This is a genomic window from Nostoc sp. LPT (assembly GCF_017115165.1).
Taxonomy (GTDB): domain Bacteria; phylum Cyanobacteriota; class Cyanobacteriia; order Cyanobacteriales; family Nostocaceae; genus Nostoc.
In genome coordinates this window covers 1-23,250 of the sequence record NZ_JABXKF010000044.1, presented here as the reverse complement: position 1 = coordinate 23,250, position 23,250 = coordinate 1, and the positions used below count along the sequence as shown (strand labels likewise).

Here is a 23,250-nt window from a genome sequence, read left to right as displayed (position 1 = left end):
TTGGTTGAAAATCCCTATTTTGCGGGTGTAGCGAACGCCATAAACCCTGTAAATTATTTACTGTCGTAGCTGGCGATCGCCACAATCGTAGATAAAGGAACTTCCGCAAAATACTGTTGCTGAAATTGTTCTTCTCGGACAGCAGCTAAAAATCTTGCAACTGCTTCATCAGCAAGGTTTTCGGCACTATCGCTTGGATGCCAGGTAATTTGTAAAGAACGGTCTTGTCGTTTAACTGTGAACCCTAAGTATTTTAAAGCTTTGATTCCGACAAGTAAGGTTTGGTCGCTGATGCCGATTTTCTCTAAAAGTTGTCCACGGGTAACTAGTTGATTTGTGCGACTGAGATATTTGGCAATTCCGACAAGAGTCAGCCAAATTTGATTGGGTGGTTGGTGGTTGGGTTTAGACCAAGCGATCGCTAATTGTTGCTGATTGTCAAGCCCAGACTTAGAGCGGCTTGTCGCCAAACATCGCCGCAACCATATACGTAAATCATCCCAATTTGTGGGACAATCTTCAATAATTAGTGCTGAAGGCTGAGTGCTGGGTGCTGAGTGTTCCTGATTCCGTAAGTCTAGGATGAAGGGTGTTAGCGATAGCGGGGCGTTAAGCCACTGCTGAGTGTTGAGTGCTGAGTTAACAGAAGAACGCACGGCAATTAATCTGATTTCATAACGTTTTTTAAAGGTGTTGTAGTCTAATTCTGCTATACAATCACACCTTCCTATGGGCAATTCATCTTTATAGTGTCCCCACCATAACCCAGGAAAAGCACTTCTGGTGGAATCATCCCGAATATCAAACTCAGTTTTAATGTACTGTACCTTTTTCCCTTGCCAATCCTGCTGATTGCGATGCCAAGAATTTTCAAACCAGCAGTTTTGAATTAGTAATTTCGGAACAGGATTACCCATTCCACAAGGTTCTAGCAGTTTCAGTTCCAAAAATAACTCTTTCCCTAAGTCTGCAACTGTTACCGTCAAGTCTGCTTGTACAGTTGGCGTTAGAGTTGTACTACCTAAAGATTGCCGCAACTGCTGATTAATCGCCGCTGTAAATAAAGGAATGTTCTCTACCAACAAACTCAAACCCGCTGCAAAGGGATGTCCCCCAAAGCGGTGTAACAAATGTGCTTGGTCTTTCACCAATTGGTATAAATCGACAGAATTCACCGAACGAGCAGAACCACGAGCTAGGGATTGGGGATTAGGGATTGGGGATTGGGAAAATTCCTCCTCAGTCCCCAGTCCCCAGTCTCCAGTCCCCAGTCCCTCTGTACTCAACAAAATCGTCGGGCGACCAGTTTCTTGTGCTACCTGTCCGGCGACTAAGCCCAATACACCCGCAGGCCATTGGGCATCTTCTAGGACAATGACGCTGGTGGTTGATAAGTCTAATTGAGTAAGTTTTTGTGCCACTTGTGCTTGCACATCTTTTTGTAAAGATTTGCGGCGAGCGTTGGCGAGTTCTGTAACTTCGGCGAGTTCGTTACAACGTTTGACATCCCGACTAGTTAATAATTCCACGCAGAAACAGGCATCACCTTGGATGCGACTAACGGCGTTAATTCTTGGGCCCAAACCAAAAGAAATATCTGTGGGGCGATCGCCACTTTTCTGGCACAATTCTAATAATCTTCCTACACCTGGCCGCCGTCGCGCTGCTGCTGGCTGTTTAAAATCTTCTTGCAGTCGTTGAATTCCCATCTGTGCCAAGTAGCGACAATCTCCACTTAACTGCACTAAGTCAGCAATTAATCCGACTGCAACTAAATCTAATAAATCTTCTATGGGATATTTGGCAACATTGGGCAGGCTTTGATATAGTGCTTCTACCAACTTATAAGCTACCGCCACCCCAGAAAGATTAAATAGCTGATGTTCCTTTGGTAAATAACGGGGATTGATAATCGCTGCAACGGGTGCACGTTCGGCTGGTAAGGTGTGATGGTCTGTAACTATTACATCTATGCCTAACTGTTTAGCATAGATAATTTCCTCAATGTTTGTGCTACCTGTATCGCAAGTAACTATTAATTTGTAACCTTGTTTTGCTAAATTATCAATGCCTTGATTATTAAGTCCGTGGGATTCTTTCAGGCGATTGGGAATATAGTAAATTAACTGGGTATTTGGAGCGAAAAACTGCCCCAATCCATCCCAAAGTACCGATGTAGCGGTAATCCCATCAGCGTCGAAATCTCCCCAAATGGCGATTTTTTCTTTAGTATTATATGCTTGTCGCAAGCGTGCGATCGCCAGATGCATTTCTTGCCCAAACTCAAAGGGACTTGCTGGTTGATAAGCTTTATAGTTGATAAAAGCTGTTAATTGTTGACGATCTTTAATGCCTCGTTGCCACAACAACTGCGCTGCATACAGTCCATTTGATACAGGTGTATACTGTTTTACTGCTTGGATAAACCACTTTGGTGGTTGTTCAGTTACTGTTATAGTCCACTGTTGTTCTGGCATATAAATAAAGTTAGAAGTTAGGAGTGAAAACTATTAAAATACAAGGCTGTGTTAAAGCATTAAAGATGGCTAATACAGAATTAAAAATATCTCCAAAAAGTCAAGTCACTAAAATCATACGACTTAAATTTCATCGTACTATAGGATTCCTTATTTTTTATTCCCTATTCCCTGTACCCATCCAATAGGCATCTATGAGCAAAACCAGTGATGAGAAAATGTTGTCGCACAAGCAAACTTGGCAGCGTGAGCGGTAAATAATAGCACGTTTATCTTCTTTGAACTGGCGAACTGGGTAACTATTTGCACAATATTGCTTGCGGAGTCAGCGAACTTATTGGAGTTGATTGGACAGTTGTTACCTTTTGCCAAGAGGGGTTTGAAACTGTTTTAGCCAGTAGTCTCGAAATGGGCGAAGGCGAACATATTTATTCACTACATGGTTTCCTAACTGGTACTGTTATCAAAATGGGTCAATCATTAGCAGTAAAAGATGCTCAAAAACACCCAAATTATTACTTTTACTTGTGCTTGCAAATTGTGAGCTAAATCACACTAGTAACCTAAGTATTGAAATAAAATTATGTTTTTGCATAAAATATTACATACAAAGTAATGGAATTACTTAAAATAGTTTTGGTACTAGGTACAGTAGTTGGTGTTGTAGACGGGAACACAATTTTGGTTAAAGATAATGCAGGACAAACAACTACAGTCAAGTTAACCTGTATTAACGCACCAGAGGCAACTGATAAGCGCTATGGTTTAGCAGCAACACAAAGGCTAAAACAGCTATTACCACCTCAAACTCCTGTCGTGATTAGAAGCACAGAACAAGTTAAAAATGGTCGTCCAGCGGGTGAAGTGTTTGCAGATAATCGGTCAGTAAATCTCCTTTTGGTAGAGTCAGATAATGCCGTTGTTGACCAAGAATCTTTACAAAATTGCTCTGAAAGCAAAACCCAATTTTTAATTGCAGAAGCTAATGCTAAAAATAAACATTTGGGTTTGTGGCAACATTCAAAATTGTAAATGAACAGCATATTTTAAAAGCAAGTTTTCAACTTTTTATTACCAAGCCAATTGATCCAATGGAACTCGTGGATAAGGTGGTTGAAACGTTAAAAACCTAATTACTCCACGTTCTTCGGCTGGGATTTTTCCAGAGACGAGAAAGCATCGTCACTTTGAAACGCCTATTGAAAAACACAAGCGTAAAGAAATTGCCAAGCACAGGCAGGGTAAAAAGACATTTCCGCACTAGATGATTGACATAGATATTAATCAATGGACTCAGAGATTTTATGAGGGTTTTATTGATGGAAATCAGCACAAGTAATCAAAAAGTCAGAATGTAATTTTTATTCCTTAGCTGAAAATCAATATAGACAAGGGTGAGCAAGGAATGAGCAAGTTTTGGTCTGGAAAATGAGTAGTAAGAGCAAATAAGCTGTGAAGCGCTTCGGTAATAGCCTCAGTCTTTTTTGAAATCCAAATCAACTTCCTATTTCCACACCAACAGTAGAGGCTAAACACCTCAAAAAGGGCAACTATGAAAATAAATGCTCGGAGTATCACCTCTTTATATACCAACTAAAGGCAGATTACTCGTAGATAAAGCAGTCCAAAATATGGTAATTCTTTCCATCAAGCGATCGCTATATTGGACTCAAGCTACTCATTTTTTTCGTCCCCTAGTGGCATTTGTCGCTATTTTGCTCGTAGTCCTAACTATGCAACTTTTAAAGCTTTGGCTTCAGACCACCAAGACACAACTTTTCTAGCCACTAAGCTGACTGCTGCGGATCTCACAGATTTGTTTGTGTTTGAGAGTCCTGATTTTGTGAGGTGCTAAAAATTAGGGGTATAAATCACCTATTTAATAGTGCGTAGGTATAGCCTGAGGCAGGCATTGCAGCGAAATAGCTGTGTTTATTGAGAATATAGCTATCTAACTGAGAATTAAAGCCCGATCTAACTTTGGGGGATTGCTCCCTCGGCTAGGGAATTTTAGCAATAAATGAGCAATAAATGAGCAATAAATGAGCAATAAATAACTACTTTTTGGACTGGACAGTAAGCTTCACAAGCGCGATGCTGAGGTACGTAAGTAACCCTTTAGACTTAAATACTGAAACTAATTTATATGTAGTGAACAAATTTGTATGGGGGACGGCAATCTCAGTACTGATTGCTGTACTGACATCAAATCAAGCACAGGCTGTCACGTTAACGGAAATTGGAGATGCAGGCGAGAGTTTGAGTACAGCCCAAATCATTCCATCGGGATTACTACCGTTGGAGTCAATCTCTGGGAAAATTTCTCAAGCAACTCCCGATGCTGACATATTCCAAATCTTTCTAACTGAGGGAAAGCTATTCTCGGCTACGACAGCAATTAATCCAGGCACCCTTGCAGACCCGCAGTTGTATTTGTTCGACTCAAGCGGCAAAGGCATTTTTGCTAACGACAACGAAAGCTCTAATTCAACACAGGCAACTCTGCCAATAGGTGGTTTTTCCCCTAACCAATCAGGAATCTATTACTTAGCCATTTCTGGTTTTGATTACTATCCTGTTAGTGCTGGGGGGGATATTTTCCCGCGTTTCCCTGAAGTCTCCTTTGATGGAGTGGGAGTTTACAGTCCAACTGGTGCAGGTGGCGGATCTCCACTTAGCGAATTTGACGGTCTGAGATTGAACGGTGGGAGTTATACAATTACCCTCACCGGAGTTCAAACTAGTATTGCAGCAGTCCCTGAATCCTCTTTTGGGTTGGGTATATTAACGTCGGGTTTTTTATCTACAGCCGCTCTATTGAGAAAGAAAAAAAAGCAAGAAAGCGTAAGTTAACAGTGTTTCTAATAATAAACTAGGCGTCAATCTCGCTTGGGTGTTCATTTCTGCCCTGCTACGGATAGGCCCAGTAATTAATAGAAATGTGTGTAATTATCCTTAACTACTAGCGAGTAGGTAAATAAAAACTGACTTTTTTAGGAGACAACAACATGAATAGGAAGTTATCTTCCACCTCGCGACGTGCCTTATTAAAATGGGGTTTTTGTAGTTTTGGTGCAGCAGCCCTAACGATATTACCTAACAAGCTAACGGCACACACTATTAGCTCAACCAAAACTCTGACATTTGCTGCTAATGATGTTGGCATCCTTAACTTTGCTCTATTATTGGAAGAGCTGGAAGCAGCATTCTATTTATTTGCTCTTAGATCTGGCAAAATTAAAGACAAAAAAGAGTTTGACTATCTCCAAGCCATAGGCTCTCATGAAGCCTCGCACGTAACTTTTCTCCGCCAGGTGCTTGGTGCAAATGCGAAATTTCAAACGAAAGACCTCAGCTTTAATCAAGCTGGGTTAAATGCTGTTCTCAAAGATCGCAACACCATCTTGAATACAGCTGTGTCCTTGGAAGACACGGGTGTTCATGCTTACAATGGTGCGGGAACCAGCCTGAAAAACCCCACATACTTGCTTGCCGCTGGTTCTATTGTGTCTGTAGAAGCACGTCATACAGCAGGTGTACGTGCTCTCCTAAAGCGACCCACCACTGAGTTAGATATAGAGCGTGCAGTGAATGATGCTAACTTAGTTCCCGCACTAAATCCAGTCAAGGGAAATGCTTACGATGAGTTATACACGCCTAAACAGATTGTGGCGATTGTTGGCTCTTTGAATATATTGAACAACCCAATCAATGGCGCTCTCGTCGCCTAACTTAAGGAGTTACTCGAAGATGAAAACCCTTTTAGATTTGGCGACACAAATAGTTGCAAACCTCAGTACTTCCAGTGGACTATTCCGCTGTCTGGTAGCAAGAGTTTGGGGTATAGTTCTTATCCTGCCTCTAATTACCTTTCTGTCTCTGTTGTTAATTCCAGCAATACCAGCCTATGCTCATGGGACAGTGCTGAACCCTAAAGAAGTTGTTGAATATGCCCTAACGTTGGAAAAACTGGAAGCTGATTTTTATCGCCGTGCAATTACTGCAACCCAAAATGGCGGATTGAGCAGTCTCCCAAAGGTAGCCAAAAACGCTCTCATCTCTTATGGAAAGGATGAAACTCAACACGTTACTGATCTATCAGCTGTACTGAAATCTTTAGGAGGTAATCCAGATGGAATTACTATCCCAGCTAATCCCAACTACGATGCCATACTTCAACGCAACCCATTTGCTAAACCGGAAGACTTTTTACTTGCCCTACAGTTCGTTGAAGACACAGGAGTAGCAGCTTATAAGGGACAGGTACAAAACTTGCTTGCTGCCGGTCCATCTGGCAAAACGGTGCTAGCCGCCGCTCTAGAAATCCACAGTATAGAAGCCCGACATGCTGCTGGAATACGATACCTGCGGCAGACTTTTTACGGTGTAGACGTACGACCGTGGATTAGGAATGTAAGTGAAGTAATCTACAACGAGAATCGTCTTGGTAGTCCAATTCCGTTCGCTAGTGAAGCTTTCGATGGCTTTGCTACAAAGGATGAAGTGTTAGCGCTAGTGGGTCCTATATTAACTGAGAAGTAAATGCAATTGCGCGCATTTATTGATTGTGATTTAATTGAGGCATAGCCATCAGTATTTACCCAAGAACGCTTTGTCGTTGATACTACTATGGTTTGGGGATCTGGTGGCTATCTTTTTTTTCTGCGTGCTAAGGAAAGTGTAACAATACTGCTCGGTTAAGAATATTTGTAGGTTGGGTTTCGCTCCTTAACCCAACCTACACATTTTTATTTTTTAGGCAAAACCTACGCAGTATTGGTTCGCGTAATTAATACGCTTTCCTTACAATTTTTGCTCCAATCCTAACAAGTAATATAAACAAGATTAATCATTCGTTTTTTCGCACTCTGCACTCGTAATTTTCGCTCATTAGCTAATTTCTCTTTGCCATAAAATATCTGTAACTCTCGTCATCCCAGCTTTCAGATGACGGCGATAGGTACTGAAAGGCAAATCTAGTAACTCAGCTGCTTGTTCTTGCGTGGGGGCGGGATTTAAATAAGTTCGATAAACAGCGCGGTAGAGTTTTTCATCACGCGGGGATGATTGTAAGGATTCAACTGCTTGTTTCACCAGATTTTGTAAAACGTTAACACGTTGACTTTGCCCACCGCAGGCATCGCGTAGGTGCCCAGAGTCCGGCTGCTCGGAGAGTTGCGTCTCCTTTGGACTCTTGCTCATACTTGCTTTTGTGGCAACTTGTTCTGACACTAAGCGCGAGAACACTTCTTGTACGCTTCGCGATCGCACTAATGGATTATTCTGTAATACATCGGGACAACTAAAGTTACGTAACGCATTCTGCACCGCCTCCACAAATTCTGGTTGACTAAGAACTAACAGAGGTTCACCGACTAGAGTATTATCTACAGATTCTCCGGCAGTTGTAACCTCTTTTCGGGCCAAAATTTCCTGCCATGCGGCAGGTGAGACAATTCGCCAGTCATGCCCATAAACACCATATTGTCTTCCCTCAACTGTAAAATCAGTTTCAGAAAGTCGTGTTAAGTCGAAGTAGTTCAACATTGCTGTCCAACTATCTGCTTGGGCACAAGGTAGGAAAGTGTATGCTAACCCCGGTGTTTTCTGAAAATACTGCACAAAATTAATGAAAATTAGACTTTGGGTGGGGGAAACAGCTTGATAGGTGTCCCGCGCCATCCAGAAGCGGAAAATAGTTGCACCTTCACTAGGGCGTAATGGTGCATGGGTTTGGAGATATTGCCAAGATGCCAAAGCGCCCGGATCTGCACTCAAATCTTCAACAGTTGCTGTCTGCAATGCCACCATCATTGCAAATCCCGCAGGTTCGGAGTGCAAGTCACGAAATACTACTACATTCTGCGGTTGGCGCTTCAACCAGCGAGCTGCTATTTTTGCTGATTCTTCGCCTTCATATTCTGCCACCATCCCCAGCAGTGCGGTTTTGTCAGTTTCCCGTAGTGAGTCTGTCAATAAACTACTTTGCTCACCCCAAGTGAAACAGGATCGAATTGCCGAGTTATCCCGATGCAAAAAAATATAATCAAGTAGCACTCGATGCTTTTCTTGCCCTTGGGTTTGTCCTAGTCGTTTAGTATAATATCGACGCGCTCGGTGGTGTAATTCCGTGTAGAATTCTGAATTACGCCAACGCAAGTCAGCAATTAAAACTTCGCGTGCTAAATCGTGAGGAAATAAACCCAATTGCCCTGATTCGATAAACGACAATTCGCGCAACCACTCAAATAAATCGTGAACATCAAGTATTTCCCCTAAAGAGTGAGCCTCACCAGCCAAAATATTTTGAGGCACAGCCAATATTTGATTTAGTGCGGCTTCGGTAGTCAGCCGGATCACCGCACAAGCTTCTAAAGCCATACGGTGTGCGGGCGTTGGCACTTCTTTTATGAATCTTGACAACAGTGTTTTAACAATATTGGGAGCAGATTCTGCTTGAAAAGAGATTTCTTTTCCCTGAGCAAACACCTCAGCAACCAAAGATAATGCTAGAGGATGTCCGTGGGTCAAATCTAGAATCGCCTGGTGTTGTGTGGTGGGAATATCTCGTGTGGTGAGATAAGTTTGACTTTCTTCTGGGGTAAGATTGCGTAGGGGCAAGGTGTGCATCAAAGCTTGCCAACCTGGATCGCTACACCAACCAGATGAGGGGGGATTGCGTCCAGCAATTACAATTAAGGTATTAACAGACAAATGGGGTAAGAATACTTCTCGCAACCATTCATCTAGCTGGGTAATAGCTTCATAGGTATCAATTAAAATTACATTACGTTCTTGTCTTTGGGCTAGCACATCTAAAGGAGAATCTGATTCATTCAATCCCATCAAGGAACGCAACGTGCTAACAAAAGATTCTGGTACAGCTTCTATATTACGTCCTTCTACGTAGATAGTTGATATTTTTGACCGTTCACAAAACCGTAAAAACTGCTGCATAAGGGTTGTCTTGCCCACACCACCAGGGCCAAAGACGTGCAAAATGTGAAAAGGTAATTCTGTTGATGCGATCGCATCAATAAATAGCTCCACTTCCCGCCCACGCCCTACAAATCTGCGATTTCGTTCTGCACTTAGTCGCTGTAATAGAGATGTCATTGGCATCCCTTCCTTAAATTTTACGTAGGATTACTGCTTTAAAGTATGAAGGATATTGTTGATTTATAAAATCTATTTTGAGAAAATTTATAAATTTTATATCCAAGCTTAAAGGCTTAATAAGTAGGTGGACGCTAAAAAAAAATACAAATATATTAATAGATATAAATCGCTTAAGAGCTTATATTCAAAGCGTTTATGGTGTTTTATATAAGTTTATACAGTTTGGTTTAATTGTGCCTACCTATCCCTCTTCTGTCACTCTGAGAAAAGAAAAATAAGAGCCAAATTTTGAACTGTAGATAGAACGCGCATTTGAGCGTTTATTTTCTAACAGAATGGCTGAAATCAATATTTTTGGTAAAAATCTTATGTTGTAAGCCTTCCAGATTATTCTCTCCTGAAAGTGATAAAAGAGGGCTATTTACTAACGAACCAGTATTAGATAACCTTCTTTGTAGCATTGGTTTGGCTCTCCCAATTGCGACTGGTACAACCCCGCAAAAGTGTTGCAAGGTCGTACCTAAAAGAAACGCTTGTGCAACAATACTTTACACTTTATAGATTTCTTACCTTTTTCTCTTAGACCTGACTTTTGCCATTAAGTCTCAAAAAGCTTGCTCATAAAGGATTATGGACAAAGTACAGTATATACAATACAGTAATTGAAATTCGGTGCTAAAAGTGACAAGCTATTTGTTGGACTGGTGGAAAAAAAATTTGTGCTTGTCCTGCGATCGCAAACGCGCTTACGGTTACGAATTTTTCTCTAATTCCAAAACAACATTTGATCTGACTTTTCCACATCCCGTGAAAAGTCAGATTTAATGGTAGGGTGCAATGACTATGGGAATCATAACTAACTTATGCAAAAATGATATAAGTAGGCTAATTCGCTTACTTTTTTGCGTTTTTAATATCACCAACTAATTCATCAATCCTTGATTGAGTAGTGTTCCAAGAACACATAAAACGTACTCCTCCCACACCAATAAATGTATAAAACTGCCAGTTCTTTGCTTTTAAGCTGTGAATGACTTCTTCAGATAATTTTACAAATACGGCGTTGGCTTCTCTAGGAAACATCAAGTCAACTCCTTCTATGTTTAATAGTTGATTTTCTAAGTATTCAGCACATTGATTAGCGTGTCTGGCATTTTTTAGCCAAGCACCAGTTTCTAATAAACCCAACCAGGGAGCAGAAATAAACCGCATTTTTGAAGCTAGCTGGCCTGCTTGCTTGCATCGATAATCAAAATCCTCTGCTAGCGCTTTGTTGAAGAAAAGAATGGCTTCACCTAATGCCATTCCATTCTTAGTACCACAAAAGCACAATACATCCACTCCAGTTTTCCAAGTAATTTCAGCGGGGCTTTTATTCATAGCGGCAACTGCATTTGCAAAACGAGCGCCATCCATGTGAATCTTTAAGTTATATTTGTTTGCAACTTCTTTAATATTTAAAAGTTCTTCAATAGAATATAAAGTTCCTAATTCAGTTGATTGTGTAATGCTAATAACTTTAGGTTTAGGATAATGAATATCAGTGCGTTTAGTAACAATTGCCTCTATAGCATCTGATGTTAATTTGCCATTTTTACCGTGAGCAAGTAGCAGTTTAGAGCCATTAGATGCAAATTCAGGTGCGCCACATTCATCTGTTTCTATGTGAGATGTCTCATGGCAAATGACGCTGTGATATGACTGACAAAGAGCAGCTAACGATAAAGAATTTGCGGCCGTACCATTAAAGGTAAAAAATACTTCACAATCAATTTCAAAGAGTTCACGAAAATAATCTGTTGCTTTTTGAGTCCATTCATCATTTCCATAAGCTGGAACACTACCTTGATTTGCCCTAATTATATATTCCAGTGCTTCAGGACAAATACCAGAGGAATTATCACTTGCAAACTGTTCTAACTGGCTACTCATAATTTAGATTTTGATTTTTAACAGTTATTGTTACAATAATAAATAATTTGTGAATTTGCTAATTATCAAATTGAAAAATAATACTATTATCCTCTCCCCTTATCTAATAATTATGCTAATTCCAATAACTTTGGATGGGATCAAAATAATTTTTTATTGCCATACTTAATAATTGAGGAAAAATATGTGTTTGACCTACTATAAAAAGCCAGAAGTTAGAACCTTTCGAGCTTCATAAATTAAATCTGATTTTTATATCTTGTATTAACCTACTTAATGAGCTTTTTTTGCTGTAACTTTTCTCTGAAGTAGTTATAACCTTAAGTACTATAGTAATACTATATAAATGAGTTTACTTATGTCTACAGAAAACTGGAATCTTATTTTCACATCACTGAGATGTTTAATTACTACGGTGTCTTCGTCAGCCTTGTGTTGAGGGTATTTTGAGACGATAAACATCGCCAATAACTAAATATTATGCTAAAAAATAAAGTTTACTAATCAGAATGCTAATTATGTACTTATAATACACTATACAATGTCCTACCAATAACTATGAAATCACTATTTGGCATATTTGTCCTTTGTTAGTTCTCAGTAGTCATTTGTTTATTTTCTACTGACTAATGACCAATGACCAATGACCAATGACTAATAACTAATGACTGAACCATTGATTGAACTGAAAGGTGTTTCTAAGTCCTTTGGTAACCATAAAGTTCTAGATAATATAGACTTAACTATTTACCGGGGAGAATCACTGGGGATTATTGGGCCATCAGGGACTGGGAAATCAACTATCTTACGAGTAATAGCGGGGTTACTTAGTCCCGATGAAGGAGAAATTTATGTGCAAGGAGTGCGGCGAGAGGGTTTGATTGAAGATGGCCGCCAGCAGGTTGGCATTGGTATGGTGTTTCAGCAGGCGGCGCTATTTGATTCGCTGACAGTGGAGGAGAATGTGGGATTTTTACTTTATCAAAATTCAAAGCTGCCGCGATCGCGCATCCGAGATTTGGTAAAAGAAAAATTGGAGATGGTAGGTTTGCCAGAAATAGGCGAACTTTACCCAGCCGAACTTTCCGGGGGAATGCGCAAACGGGTGAGTTTTGCCCGTGCGATTATGTCTAACCCCGACACTCCCAGTGAAGGGCCAGAAGTTCTACTATACGACGAACCAACAGCCGGACTCGATCCCATTGCCTCGACAGTAATCGAAGATTTAATCCGCCACTTGCAATGTTTACATGGAGTTTGTAGTACTTATGCCGTTGTTACCCACCAGGACAGCACTATCCGCCGTACATCTGATAGACTTATATTTCTCTATGAAGGTAAAGTGCAGTGGCAAGGTACAGTTAGTGAAATATACAACACAGAAGATCCCTTGATCAGACAATTTATCAGTGGAAGTGTTCAAGGCCCGATTAAAGTCGCCGGCTAGAAACTTAAAAGTGAGGAGTAAAAAGTTAAATTTAACTACTAACTCCTAACTTTTAACTCCTAATTGGTTGTTGGTTGTTGGTGGAGGCAAAAAAATGCGAGGTCTTATGACAAGTCGCTTCGCGTCTGGGCGAACATTTAGAGAAGGTTCTGTGGGGTTATTACTCCTGCTAGGACTAGGGGTATTTGGATTACTCTTTCTGTGGTTAAATAGATTCACCGCTGCTGGCCGTTCATACAAAATTATTGTAGAATTTGCTAACGCTGGCGGAATGCAAAAGGGAGCAGCAGTTCGCTATCGTGGCGTTAAGGTAGGAACTATTTCCCAGCTTCGACCAGGGGCAAATGCCATTGATGTAGAGATTGAAATTCCCCAAACTGACCTAATTATCCCTCGCGATGTAGTGGTGGAAGCTAATCAAAGCGGGTTAATTAGCGAAAGTATTATCGACATTACACCAAAAACAACCTTACCTGCTGGGGTTGTGCTTGCTAAACCCCTAGAAAAAAGTTGTGATACCAGTCTCATCGTCTGTAATGGCTCTCGCTTAAAAGGTCAGGTTGGCATCAGTGTTGATGCACTAATTCGCAGTTCAACTGAGTTAGCCGGTGCATACAATAATCCAAAATTTTATCGAAATGTCAATAGGGTTCTAGAAACTACCACAGGCGCAGCATCCAGTTTTACTGAGTTAAGTCAGGATTTACAAGGTTTGACCAAAAGCTTACGACTACAACTTAATACCTTTTCTGCTACGGCTAATTCAGTGCAACGGGCGACAAACCAACTTAATGCATCCGCCAATCAAACAGTAAATAAATTCGGTGCAACTGCAACTCAAGCAAATCGATTGCTGAACAACCTGGATAATCTGTTGACAACAAATCGTTCGACGCTGGTTGGTGCGTTGAACAATATCACCGAAACCAGCAACCAATTGCAGGTTACAGTCAGTAGCTTATCACCATCTGTGAATCGATTGACTCAAGGAGAATTACTCAACAATTTAGAAACGCTTTCAGCAAATGCAGCCCAAGCCTCAGCTAATTTACGTGATGCTTCTAAAACCCTAAACGATCCCAAGAATGCGGTCTTGCTGCAACAAACTTTAGATTCAGCACGAGTAACCTTTGAAAATACCCAAAAAATTACATCTGATTTAGATGAATTGACAGGCGATCCTAATTTCCGTAAAAATCTGCGGCAATTGGTGAATGGTTTAAGTGGTTTAGTATCTTCTACACAACAGATGCAGCAACAAGTGCAGGTTGCTACTACTCTAGATTCGGTAAAAGCTGCTGTGAGCAAACCAAAGAATCTAATTCCTACCCCAGCACCAACCCAACAGGCGATGTTTAATGACAAGTCGCTACCAGTCTACGAAATTAATCCCTCAGCGGCTAATTTTGCAAGTACCGACACCGATCTTCAACCAAGTCCCAGTCTGTCTATCCCGAACTCATCCCAAGAAAACCTTTTGAAGCAGCTGCGAGAGTATAGCAAGCAACGGGAGCAACTAAAGACGGAGAAAGAGGCAATACAGGTTGACCCTTCGGCTTCGCTCACTGCTGACCCTGAGCGAAGCCGAACTGTTGAGAATTTTAAGTAAGATATTTTACTGTCAGATAAATGTGTTGAAGCTCATCGACACCAATCGCCATAACCTTGAAAACCGCATTATTTTGTTGACTGGTGTCGATTCTTTGTACAGTAAGGTTTTCAGGCTGCAAAAGCTATTGCTTATTGATACAGCAGATTTTAAGGAAAGTGAGCTACACAAGCTAAGTCTGTTACCCAGATATAAAGCAATACGCTTGGGTTAAGGCTAAAACTCTTTGTCAAAGTCAACTTTTTTAACGAACTGCAGAGGCGCAGAGAAGCCAGTGCGCCCTTGCGGTTCCCCGACTTGTTCGCGCAGCGTCTCCCCTTGGGAGAAGCAACTGGCGCGAAACACAGAGAAGAGAAAAAATGCTTAACCCAAGCGTATTGAGATATAAAGCGTGTTTTACTCCAATACCCTTGGCTTAAGGGTTATTGGTGTAGATAATTGGTCTTTCAAGACGCGATTTATCACGTCTTTACATCTGGGTTTTGTTGCTCATTCTGGACTGTATTATGTTTTATATCATGTCCGCCAAATCACCCATAATAAAAGAACCCCACCCCCAACCCCTCCCCGCTCTTCGGGAGGGGAGCTAAAGCGCAACTTTTGCAGGGTAGGGTTCCGGTTATTATGGTTAATTACCCGGACATCATATTACTCCTGAATTCTGAATTCTGCTGTATCTTCCAAAACTCAAATAAGTTTGCTCCCATGAATGACAGCACCCGCTTTTAAGAACGAATTAACATTGGGTCATAAATTTGACACTCTTGAACCCCATAATTACACAGAATAGAGCTAGCTATATCTTGCTCATTATCTGTGCCACTAATGATAAGTATGTAATTGCCTTGCTCTATTTGCTCATTGTAAAAGCGTGCCCACTCATCTGCTATTCCTAACCTCATAGCGTCAAAGCGTTCACTTAAATTAATGCCTGTTGACCCAACCAATTGAGAAAAGTCTTTGGAAATTAAGGAAATCTGGTTTAATGAAAAACCTGCGACACACATATCCTTAATTGCCGCTTCAGCATTATCTATGCTATTAAAGCAACTAACACCATACTTAGACATCATCCCACTTTTATTAGGAATGGCAGTAGCAGAAGTTGTTGTGGTCAGATAATTTGTAGTTTCATATTCACTGTTGAGATGCTCGTAAATGCCAAACTCTTCAATACCCCAACGCTGTAGTATTTCTTGTACTTTAGCGATTTCAAAAGATGTACAATCCACGATTATTAAATAGTGTCCGTCCTCTACTCGCTCGTTATATGCTCTAGCTTGCTCTGACGACATTCCCCAACCAACTAATGCACCAGCAAAAGTCCCAGTGGCAGCACCAATACTTGCTCCAACAAGGGTTGTAACCAAAGCAGTTGCTGCTGCTCCAGCCAGCATTATTGGGCCAACTCCAGGGATTGCTAAAGTCCCAAGACCCACTAATAAACCAGTTAACCCACCAACAGCGCCCCCTGAAAGCCCTCCTACTGTTGCACCTTCATCAGATTTATCACCAGTGCCCTCTTTAACTTCATTATCGACAATCTCATGATTACGATCTGAATTTTGTACAACTACAGATACTTTCTCCATCGCCAAGCCAGAATCTCTCAACTCATGTATTGCCTGCTCTGCATCTATCCGATGAGTAAATACGCCTACAGCACGTTGATATTGAATTAAAGCCATTATTACTCCTTGGTCGCAGGGGAAAGATTAATCACTGAGAAAGTTGATTCTTCAGTACATGTTATATTAAATACGAGTTGGTTCAACTCAAAACTATCCTTAGTAATAAAATACATTCTCTCCCTCATTAGGTAGGCAATAACACCCTCAATGGTACAAGTCATTTTGCTAAACAATAGCCATTCTTATACAGATATTAAATGTGGCAGGTGGCAGTATTCGTAACATTTCTTTGAATACCGCATTTATTGCCACCCAAGCAGGGCAAGCAGTACAGGTGTAATAATTATTATAAATAATTAGTAGTAGCAAAAAGTGAATACACCAAGACGAAAGACCTCTAACTGATGCAGAATTATTATTAGTGAGTGACATGGGACAGCCTCAACTACATGTCTATGTCCAACGCAGACATAACGACATTCCCCTGTGTTGATATCCTAAATTCTCACAGCTTGGTCATGGAATGCAAATTACGCCTTTGAAATTTCGCTTCTGTTCTTACTGTGGTTTTCCCTATAAGGAGTCCGGGAATTCTGTGTGATTTGATGGACAACCTGTTTAACAAAACCTTCCTAAAGGCTGACTGTCCTTTACTTATGCTTTGTCCGTAGGCAGACGAGATCGATATATAAAATAAGTAATATTTATTTGTATAGCTAAAAGGCTTGTGTAGATTTCATCCTACCTAATTCAAGCCGTATTTTTTATGAGTTTGGTAAGCAGTAATTATGCGTTGGCAAATAGGTCGTCGGAGTACAAATGTTGAAGATCGGCGTGGGATGAAGATTTCTGCTCCTGTCGTGGGTGGAGGTGTAGGAGCGGCACTCATATCGCTACTGGTTTTACTATTGGGTGGTGATCCCAGTGCCCTTTGGCAACAAGATTCCCCACCAAGTGATAGCCCGATAGCTGAGTCACCTCAAAGAACAGGATCTCAAACTCAAGATCAAATGGCGGATTTTGTATCTGTTGTACTGGCTGATACAGAAGATACATGGAGTGAGTTGTTTCGGCGAGACGGAGAAACTTATGTAGAACCAAAGTTAGTTCTTTATTCAGGAGCGGTGGAGTCTGCTTGTGGATTTGCACGTTCAGCAGTTGGGCCGTTTTATTGTCCACGCGATCAAAAGGTGTATATTGACTTGAGTTTTTACCGCGATTTGAAGACTCAATATCAGGCACCTGGAGATTTTGCTCAAGCATACGTGATTGCTCATGAAATTGGGCATCATGTCCAAAATTTACTTGGAATTTCGCAGCAAGTTAGAGGTTTGCAGAACCAAGTGAATCAGACGCAAGCAAATCAGCTTTCTGTGCGATTAGAATTACAAGCAGACTGTTTTGCAGGCGTTTGGGCAAATCATGCTCAACGCTCACGGCAAATTCTGGAAACAGGTGATATTGAAGAAGCATTGAACGCAGCTAGCAGTATTGGAGATGACCGCTTGCAAAAACAAGCTAGAGGCTATACTGTGCCAGAATCTTTTACACATGGTAGTTCAGCCCAAAGGGTTCGTTGGTTTAAACAAGGTATCCAAACGGGCGATCCTCAGAAATGTAATACTTTTGCTAAGACAAATTCCTAACATACAGCAGAATTCAGAATTCAGGAGTAAATACGCTTTATACTTGGGTAACAGACTTCGCTTGTGTACCTCACTTTGCTTGAAATCTGCTGTATTTCAATTTTTATGATTCTCTGGCAGCCATCTAGCTTTATTGGCAAACCTTTCCTGAGCAGGGAGCAGAAATTGAGGAAGCGATCGCCACAATCGATTTAGACTACTAAGAAGACTTGTCTAAACTCATCTCGTTCTGGAAACGAGCTAGCGATCGCAAGGTTTATTTTAGTATTCCAAAAACTATTTGGTTATTTATTTATTACTAAATCAGTAAGTAAAGATACTGTTTTAGGATTAGCCACTTCCCAGTAAATTATAGAAGAAAAACATGGTGGACAACTCACAGTGACATTTGGATTAGGCAAAAGCGCAGAATTAGCGATCGTCATTCTAGGGCTGAGTCAGGAGTTAGGAATGCAAAAGAATAACTAAATTCCCAATTCCCAATGCCCTATTTTCCATAACTAATTCCAATCCTGTTCATCTTTCTTGCCACGGCTTTTGTAAATTCCACCCAAATCGTGGATTTTGCGAGTTTTCTCAAAAAGCTCGGCTTCAGTCAAACCCCACTGTTGCAAGGCTTTATCTAGGTCTTTTTGGATGTCTCTCGCCCCTGGAAACCCTTGATAGCGCATTCGCAGTCTAGCCAATTCTGCTAAGTTATAGTCTGTTGCCTCTTGAGCGAGTAAAATATCAATAAGGGGGCGATCGCGGTTATAAAGTGGATGTTGTTGGTCTTTACCTGCCGTTGCTTCAGTCATTGTCAGTCCTGAGTTGAGAGTGCTAAGTCCTGAGTTTTAAGTTTAGCTGACAGTAGAAAACAAAACAGACAAAAGAAAATTGTCAAATACCGAAAGCTTAACTGTCAACTTTGCAACTCTTGAATTTCCCGTACTCCACTTAGCACTCCTACTAGACGGCAAGTACACCTGATGTCTTACGGCTCTCACCACTGCCAGCTAACTTTAAATAAAGTTACATTGTTCTTAAGAAAATACAAAAAACTTTAGATGAGGGTGAATTTTATCTCACCCAAAGTCGAAGCAGCGAGGGAGCAAGAACCCATTATGTTTGAACACTTCACTTCCGAAGCCATTAGAGTAATTATGTTAGCTCAGGAGGAAGCCCGTCGCCTGGGACACAACTTTGTAGGAACAGAACAAATTCTCCTGGGTTTGATGGGAGAAGGAACTGGGGTTGCTGCTAAAGTGCTGGCCGAATTAGGCGTTACCCTCAAAGACGCACGTCGCGAGGTAGAAAAAATTATTGGTAGGGGTTCTGGCTTTGTACCACCAGAAATTCCTTTTACTCCTAAAGTAAAAAGCCTCTTTGAGCAATCGTTTAAAGAAGCTCATAGTCTGGGACAGAATTACATTAACACTGAACACTTACTCTTGGGATTGACCGAGGCTGGTGAAGGTGTCGCCGCCAAAGTACTACAAAATCTAGGGGTTGATTTCAAGAGTGTCCGCAGTGCCATAGTTCGCCGTTTGGGTGAAAATGCACCAGCTTTTGCTGGTAGTGGTAGTCAAAAGCGCACCCAACCGCTAACTATGGAAGAGTTTGGCAGAAATTTGACCAAATTAGCCCAAGAAGGCAGACTTGACCCCGTAGTTGGTCGTGAAAAGGAAATTGAGCGGGCGATCCAAATTCTCGGTCGCCGTACTAAGAATAACCCAGTGTTGATTGGAGAACCAGGAGTTGGTAAAACTGCGATCGCAGAAGGTCTAGCTCAACGTATTATCAACCAAGATGTTCCCGAAACCTTACAGGACAAGCAAGTTATCAGCCTCGATATGGGGTCATTGGTAGCTGGAACTCGCTTCCGTGGCGATTTTGAAGAACGCATCAAAAAAGTCGTGGAAGAAGTCCGCACTGTCGGCAATATCATCTTGGTAATTGACGAAATTCACACCTTGGTTGGCGCTGGTGGTACAGAAGGTGGCTTGGATGCAGCTAACATCCTCAAACCTGCCTTAGCACGAGGTGAACTCCAGTGCATTGGCGCAACTACCCTTGATGAATATCGTAAGCACATCGAACGCGATGCCGCCCTAGAGCGTCGTTTCCAACCGATTCAGGTTGGGGAACCATCGGTAGAGGAAACCGTACAAATTCTCTACGGCTTGCGCGGTGCTTATGAACAACATCACAAAGTCACAATTTTGGATGCGGCACTTGTCGCAGCAGCAGAATTATCAGACCGCTATATTAGCGATCGCTTCTTGCCCGATAAGGCAATAGACTTGATTGATGAAGCTGGTTCTCGCGTTCGTCTGCGGAACTCCCAAAGTTCTCCGAATAAAGAACTCAAGCGCGAACTCGCTGGCGTTACCAAAGAAAAAGAAGCAGCAGTCAGAGTCCAAGATTTTGACAAAGCTACACAACTGCGCGACCAAGAGTTAAAACTCGCAGAACAATTACAAGCAACGTTTACACCAAATGAGCAACCTATCAACTCGACTGTTGTTGACGAAGAAGACATCGCCCAAATCGTTGCCTCTTGGACTGGCGTACCAGTTAATAAGCTCACTGAATCTGAGTCAGAGTTGCTCCTACACCTAGAAGACACTCTGCATCAACGGCTCATCGGCCAAGAGCAAGCAGTCTCGGCTGTAGCTCGCGGTATCCGTCGCGCCCGCGTCGGCTTGAAAAATCCCAATCGTCCCATTGCTAGCTTTATCTTCTCTGGGCCCACTGGAGTCGGTAAAACAGAATTGGCGAAGGCACTAGCTGCCTACTTCTTCGGTGCGGAAGACTCGATGATTCGCTTAGATATGTCCGAATACATGGAAAGCCACACCGTCGCCAAGCTGATTGGTTCGCCTCCGGGTTATGTAGGATACGACGAAGGCGGACAGCTTACAGAAGCCGTGCGGCGGAAACCTTACTCAGTGTTGCTATTCGACGAAATCGAAAAAGCGCACCCCGATGTATTCAATATGCTGCTGCAACTCTTGGATGACGGTCAACTTACTGATTCCAAAGGTCGGAAAGTGGATTTCAAGAACACGCTGATCATTTTGACTTCTAACATCGGTTCCAAGGTGATTGAAAAAGGTGGTAGTGGTTTAGGTTTTGACTTCGACACTCAAGCCGACGCTAGTTATAACCGCATCCGCACCTTAGTAAATGAGAAATTGAAAGCTTACTTCCGTCCTGAGTTCCTTAACCGTCTTGATGAGATTATCGTCTTCACCCAGCTTTCTAAGGATGAAGTTAAGCAAATCGCTGAAATTATGCTCCGCGATGTTGCTAATCGCTTGACAGAAAAGGGAATTATCTTAGAAGTTAGCGATCGCTTCAAAGAGCTTGTGGTACAAGAGGGTTATAACCCCAGCTATGGCGCTAGGCCATTACGTCGGGCAATTATGCGCCTCCTAGAAGATTCTCTCGCCGAAGCAATGCTGTCTGGTGAAATTACAGATGGAGACACAGCCCTTATCAATGTTGATGATGACTCTCAAGTGAGAGTACAAAAATCAGAAAAACGAGAATTGCTCTTGGCAAATGTTGGCTAATTTTATACCCGATCGCTTTTTACTGTAATATTTGAGAAACACTCCAGCCTCTTGCTTAGAGCAGAGGCACAAACAGGGTCATCTCAGACAAACATCAAGTGAAATGGTATTATTTCGCACCCCTAGTAGAAATGCTAGGGGTTTTTTTATGCGATTCCTTTTGAGTGGTCAATACCCACTTTCAAGAAACAAGGCAGGAGGCAGAAGGCAGAAGGGAAGAGGATTTGACTTATTTCTTCCATCCATAACGGAAGCGAGAGCGTCCGTAAACAGCTTATATGATGTCCGGGTAATTAACCATAACAACCGGAACCCCACCCCGCAAAAGCTGCGCTTTAGCTCCCCTCCCCGCAAGCGGGGAGGGGTTGGGGGTGGGGTTCTTTGATTATGACTAAATAGCCATCACCATAAAAAGCGTAAATATTCAGTACTCTCAGTTTCACAAATAGGAAATAAGCAGTGTTACCAAACAAGCCCCCCGCTACCAATCAAACTCAACGCTGGACATTTGCTCAACTTTTTGGATTGGTAAAGCGTAATCCCCTAATGATTTCGCAATGGGCAATCCGCTGGATAGTTGTGGGGACTGCTGGTGGTCTATTTGCAGCGTTGTACTGGAATGTTTTAGAGTTTTTAACTCACAGACTCCAGCGATTTGAGGGTTTTAGCCTCCTGATAGTGATGCCACTTAGCGGTTTAGTTATCGGTCTGGTGATTCATTTTTTGGGAAATCCCGGTGAAATCGCCGTGATTGTTGATAATATTCATTTTCGTGGCGGACGCCTAGATGTTCGCAAAAATCCTTCAATGATTCTTGCTTTTTTTGTCAGCATCTCGGCAGGCGGTAGTGCTGGCCCAGAAGCACCACTCGTACAGGTAACAGGTTCTTTTGGTACTTGGGTTGCCGATCTAAAACTCCAAGGTGAAGACCTCAGAACCATGAGTTTAGCAGCAATGGCGGCTGGCTTCACTGCCTTGTTTGGCGCACCTCTTGGCGGTGCAATGTTCGCTTTGGAGATTTTGCACCACGAGCATATTGTGGAATATTACGAAGCTTTAATGCCAGCCATTGTTTCGAGTTGCGCTAGCTATCTGGTGTTTGCAGCAATTACACATTTGGGAATTGCCCCCACTTGGCATTTTCCTCAGTATCACTTAGAAAGGATTGATGATTTTGCGATCGCAATTATGTTTGGAATATCGGGGCGGTGGCAGGATGGATTTTTATGGGCATTTTTCGCGGCTGCGATTACTTGTTTGCCCGAATTCCCGCCCCCATTTATGTACGCACAACATTAGCAGGAGTTGGACTTGGCTGTTTAGCAGTTTTATTACCCCTGACGCGTTATTTTGGACATGAAGAGTTAGATTCAGTCCTGAGAGCTAACTTTGGTGCTGTTTTCTCTTAACTCTAACTCTTGGGAAAATGGCTGCCATTAGCATTACGGTAACAGGTGGGTGGCGCGGTGGATTCATTATTCCCCTGTTTTTCACTGGTGCTTGCATTGGTAAAGCAGTAGCAGTCTTAATTTCGGGACTCGATCTTGCCCTTGCGATGATTTGTACAATGGCGGCTGTCAACGCAGCCGTAACGCGCACACCGATAAGTACGACTTTACTACTGTCAAAACTGACAAACTTGAGTCCTTTACGCCAATCTTTTTTGCCAGTTTGATTGGATTTTTTCTTGCCCCTAAAGTTCCTCTGATTGCATCTCAACTCAAATCCCAGAGAGAAGCTAGTGAATTAAACAGCTAAGGTAGCTACTAGTAAAATCGTAAGGATTCAGGTCTAATATTTAGGAAGCAGAGATGGGCGAGACAGATAATTAT

Annotated in this window: 15 protein-coding genes and 2 pseudogenes; 12 read left to right on the top strand and 5 right to left on the bottom strand. The window is 41.9% G+C overall.

The window, feature by feature from the left end:
- Positions 1-53: 53 nt before the first annotated feature.
- Positions 54-2,477 (bottom strand): DHH family phosphoesterase, encoded by a 2,424-nt coding sequence (locus tag HWQ58_RS09695; RefSeq protein ID WP_292860945.1) that lies wholly within the window; start codon positions 2,475-2,477, stop codon positions 54-56.
- Positions 2,478-2,780: 303 nt separating this feature from the next.
- Between HWQ58_RS09695 and HWQ58_RS09690 the strand changes: the two genes are divergently transcribed.
- The 7 genes and pseudogenes from HWQ58_RS09690 to HWQ58_RS09660 all read left to right on the top strand — a co-directional run bounded on the left by HWQ58_RS09690 (position 2,781) and on the right by HWQ58_RS09660 (position 7,019).
- Positions 2,781-3,026 carry a hypothetical protein gene (locus HWQ58_RS09690; protein WP_366837665.1) on the top strand — a complete coding sequence of 82 codons (246 nt, stop codon included), beginning with the start codon at positions 2,781-2,783 and terminating at the stop codon, positions 3,024-3,026.
- Between the two features lie 66 nt (positions 3,027-3,092).
- Complete coding sequence (locus HWQ58_RS09685; protein WP_292860942.1) at positions 3,093-3,509, top strand: thermonuclease family protein; 417 nt, start codon at positions 3,093-3,095, stop codon at positions 3,507-3,509.
- Between the two features lie 112 nt (positions 3,510-3,621).
- Positions 3,622-3,741: pseudogene (locus HWQ58_RS09680) on the top strand (bS21 family ribosomal protein); the annotation flags it as partial.
- A gap of 298 nt (positions 3,742-4,039) precedes the next feature.
- Positions 4,040-4,261, top strand: coding sequence for a hypothetical protein (locus tag HWQ58_RS09675; RefSeq protein ID WP_292860939.1), 222 nt, complete (start codon positions 4,040-4,042; stop codon positions 4,259-4,261).
- Between the two features lie 367 nt (positions 4,262-4,628).
- Positions 4,629-5,330: a hypothetical protein gene (locus HWQ58_RS09670; RefSeq protein ID WP_292860937.1), complete on the top strand. Its 702-nt coding sequence runs from the start codon at positions 4,629-4,631 to the stop codon at positions 5,328-5,330.
- Positions 5,331-5,485: 155 nt separating this feature from the next.
- A complete protein-coding gene (locus HWQ58_RS09665; RefSeq protein WP_292860934.1) occupies positions 5,486-6,208 on the top strand; it encodes a ferritin-like domain-containing protein in 723 nt (240 codons plus the stop codon).
- Positions 6,209-6,227: 19 nt separating this feature from the next.
- Entirely contained in the window at positions 6,228-7,019 is a 792-nt protein-coding gene (locus HWQ58_RS09660; protein ID WP_292860931.1) for a ferritin-like domain-containing protein, read from the top strand.
- Between the two features lie 348 nt (positions 7,020-7,367).
- On the opposite strand, the gene HWQ58_RS09655 is transcribed toward HWQ58_RS09660, so the two are convergent.
- Complete coding sequence (locus tag HWQ58_RS09655) at positions 7,368-9,593, bottom strand: ATP-binding protein (protein ID WP_292860927.1); 2,226 nt, start codon at positions 9,591-9,593, stop codon at positions 7,368-7,370.
- Between the two features lie 897 nt (positions 9,594-10,490).
- Positions 10,491-11,528, bottom strand: coding sequence for a low specificity L-threonine aldolase (locus HWQ58_RS09650; protein WP_292860924.1), 1,038 nt, complete (start codon positions 11,526-11,528; stop codon positions 10,491-10,493).
- Between the two features lie 664 nt (positions 11,529-12,192).
- Here HWQ58_RS09650 and HWQ58_RS09645 point away from each other — a divergent pair.
- Together HWQ58_RS09645 and HWQ58_RS09640 are read left to right on the top strand one after the other, a co-directional pair.
- Entirely contained in the window at positions 12,193-12,975 is a 783-nt protein-coding gene (locus tag HWQ58_RS09645) for an ABC transporter ATP-binding protein (RefSeq protein WP_292860921.1), read from the top strand.
- Between the two features lie 94 nt (positions 12,976-13,069).
- Positions 13,070-14,584, top strand: a complete 1,515-nt coding sequence (locus HWQ58_RS09640) for an MlaD family protein (protein ID WP_292860918.1) — start codon at positions 13,070-13,072, stop codon at positions 14,582-14,584.
- A 725-nt stretch (positions 14,585-15,309) separates the two neighbouring features.
- Here the strand turns inward: HWQ58_RS09640 and HWQ58_RS09635 are convergent.
- Positions 15,310-16,272: a hypothetical protein gene (locus tag HWQ58_RS09635; RefSeq protein ID WP_292860915.1), complete on the bottom strand. Its 963-nt coding sequence runs from the start codon at positions 16,270-16,272 to the stop codon at positions 15,310-15,312.
- Positions 16,273-17,003: 731 nt separating this feature from the next.
- On the opposite strand from HWQ58_RS09635, the gene HWQ58_RS09630 reads away from it, so the two are divergent.
- Complete coding sequence (locus HWQ58_RS09630) at positions 17,004-17,861, top strand: neutral zinc metallopeptidase (RefSeq protein ID WP_292860912.1); 858 nt, start codon at positions 17,004-17,006, stop codon at positions 17,859-17,861.
- 500 nt (positions 17,862-18,361) lie between these two features.
- Here HWQ58_RS09630 and HWQ58_RS09625 read toward each other — a convergent pair whose 3' ends face one another.
- Positions 18,362-18,658 carry a DUF3288 family protein gene (locus tag HWQ58_RS09625; protein WP_292860909.1) on the bottom strand — a complete coding sequence of 99 codons (297 nt, stop codon included), beginning with the start codon at positions 18,656-18,658 and terminating at the stop codon, positions 18,362-18,364.
- Positions 18,659-18,964: 306 nt separating this feature from the next.
- Here HWQ58_RS09625 and HWQ58_RS09620 point away from each other — a divergent pair, with 306 nt between their 5' ends.
- Together HWQ58_RS09620 and HWQ58_RS09615 are read left to right on the top strand one after the other, a co-directional pair.
- Positions 18,965-21,418 carry an ATP-dependent Clp protease ATP-binding subunit gene (locus tag HWQ58_RS09620; RefSeq protein WP_292861132.1) on the top strand — a complete coding sequence of 818 codons (2,454 nt, stop codon included), beginning with the start codon at positions 18,965-18,967 and terminating at the stop codon, positions 21,416-21,418.
- Between the two features lie 459 nt (positions 21,419-21,877).
- A pseudogene (locus HWQ58_RS09615) lies at positions 21,878-23,176 on the top strand (chloride channel protein).
- Positions 23,177-23,250: the final 74 nt, after the last annotated feature.

Excerpts from the sequence above, each read along its gene's own strand:
- HWQ58_RS09695 (WP_292860945.1), bottom strand. The coding sequence starts at position 2,477 with ATGCCAGAACAACAGTGGACTATAACAGTAACTGAACAACCACCAAAG.
- HWQ58_RS09685 (WP_292860942.1), top strand. The coding sequence starts at position 3,093 with ATGGAATTACTTAAAATAGTTTTGGTACTAGGTACAGTAGTTGGTGTT.
- HWQ58_RS09675 (WP_292860939.1), top strand. The coding sequence starts at position 4,040 with ATGCTCGGAGTATCACCTCTTTATATACCAACTAAAGGCAGATTACTC.
- HWQ58_RS09665 (WP_292860934.1), top strand. The coding sequence starts at position 5,486 with ATGAATAGGAAGTTATCTTCCACCTCGCGACGTGCCTTATTAAAATGG.
- HWQ58_RS09660 (WP_292860931.1), top strand. The coding sequence starts at position 6,228 with ATGAAAACCCTTTTAGATTTGGCGACACAAATAGTTGCAAACCTCAGT.
- HWQ58_RS09655 (WP_292860927.1), bottom strand. The coding sequence starts at position 9,593 with ATGACATCTCTATTACAGCGACTAAGTGCAGAACGAAATCGCAGATTT.
- HWQ58_RS09650 (WP_292860924.1), bottom strand. The coding sequence starts at position 11,528 with ATGAGTAGCCAGTTAGAACAGTTTGCAAGTGATAATTCCTCTGGTATT.
- HWQ58_RS09645 (WP_292860921.1), top strand. The coding sequence starts at position 12,193 with ATGACTGAACCATTGATTGAACTGAAAGGTGTTTCTAAGTCCTTTGGT.
- HWQ58_RS09640 (WP_292860918.1), top strand. The coding sequence starts at position 13,070 with ATGCGAGGTCTTATGACAAGTCGCTTCGCGTCTGGGCGAACATTTAGA.
- HWQ58_RS09635 (WP_292860915.1), bottom strand. The coding sequence starts at position 16,272 with ATGGCTTTAATTCAATATCAACGTGCTGTAGGCGTATTTACTCATCGG.
- HWQ58_RS09630 (WP_292860912.1), top strand. The coding sequence starts at position 17,004 with ATGCGTTGGCAAATAGGTCGTCGGAGTACAAATGTTGAAGATCGGCGT.
- HWQ58_RS09625 (WP_292860909.1), bottom strand. The coding sequence starts at position 18,658 with ATGACTGAAGCAACGGCAGGTAAAGACCAACAACATCCACTTTATAAC.
- HWQ58_RS09620 (WP_292861132.1), top strand. The coding sequence starts at position 18,965 with ATGTTTGAACACTTCACTTCCGAAGCCATTAGAGTAATTATGTTAGCT.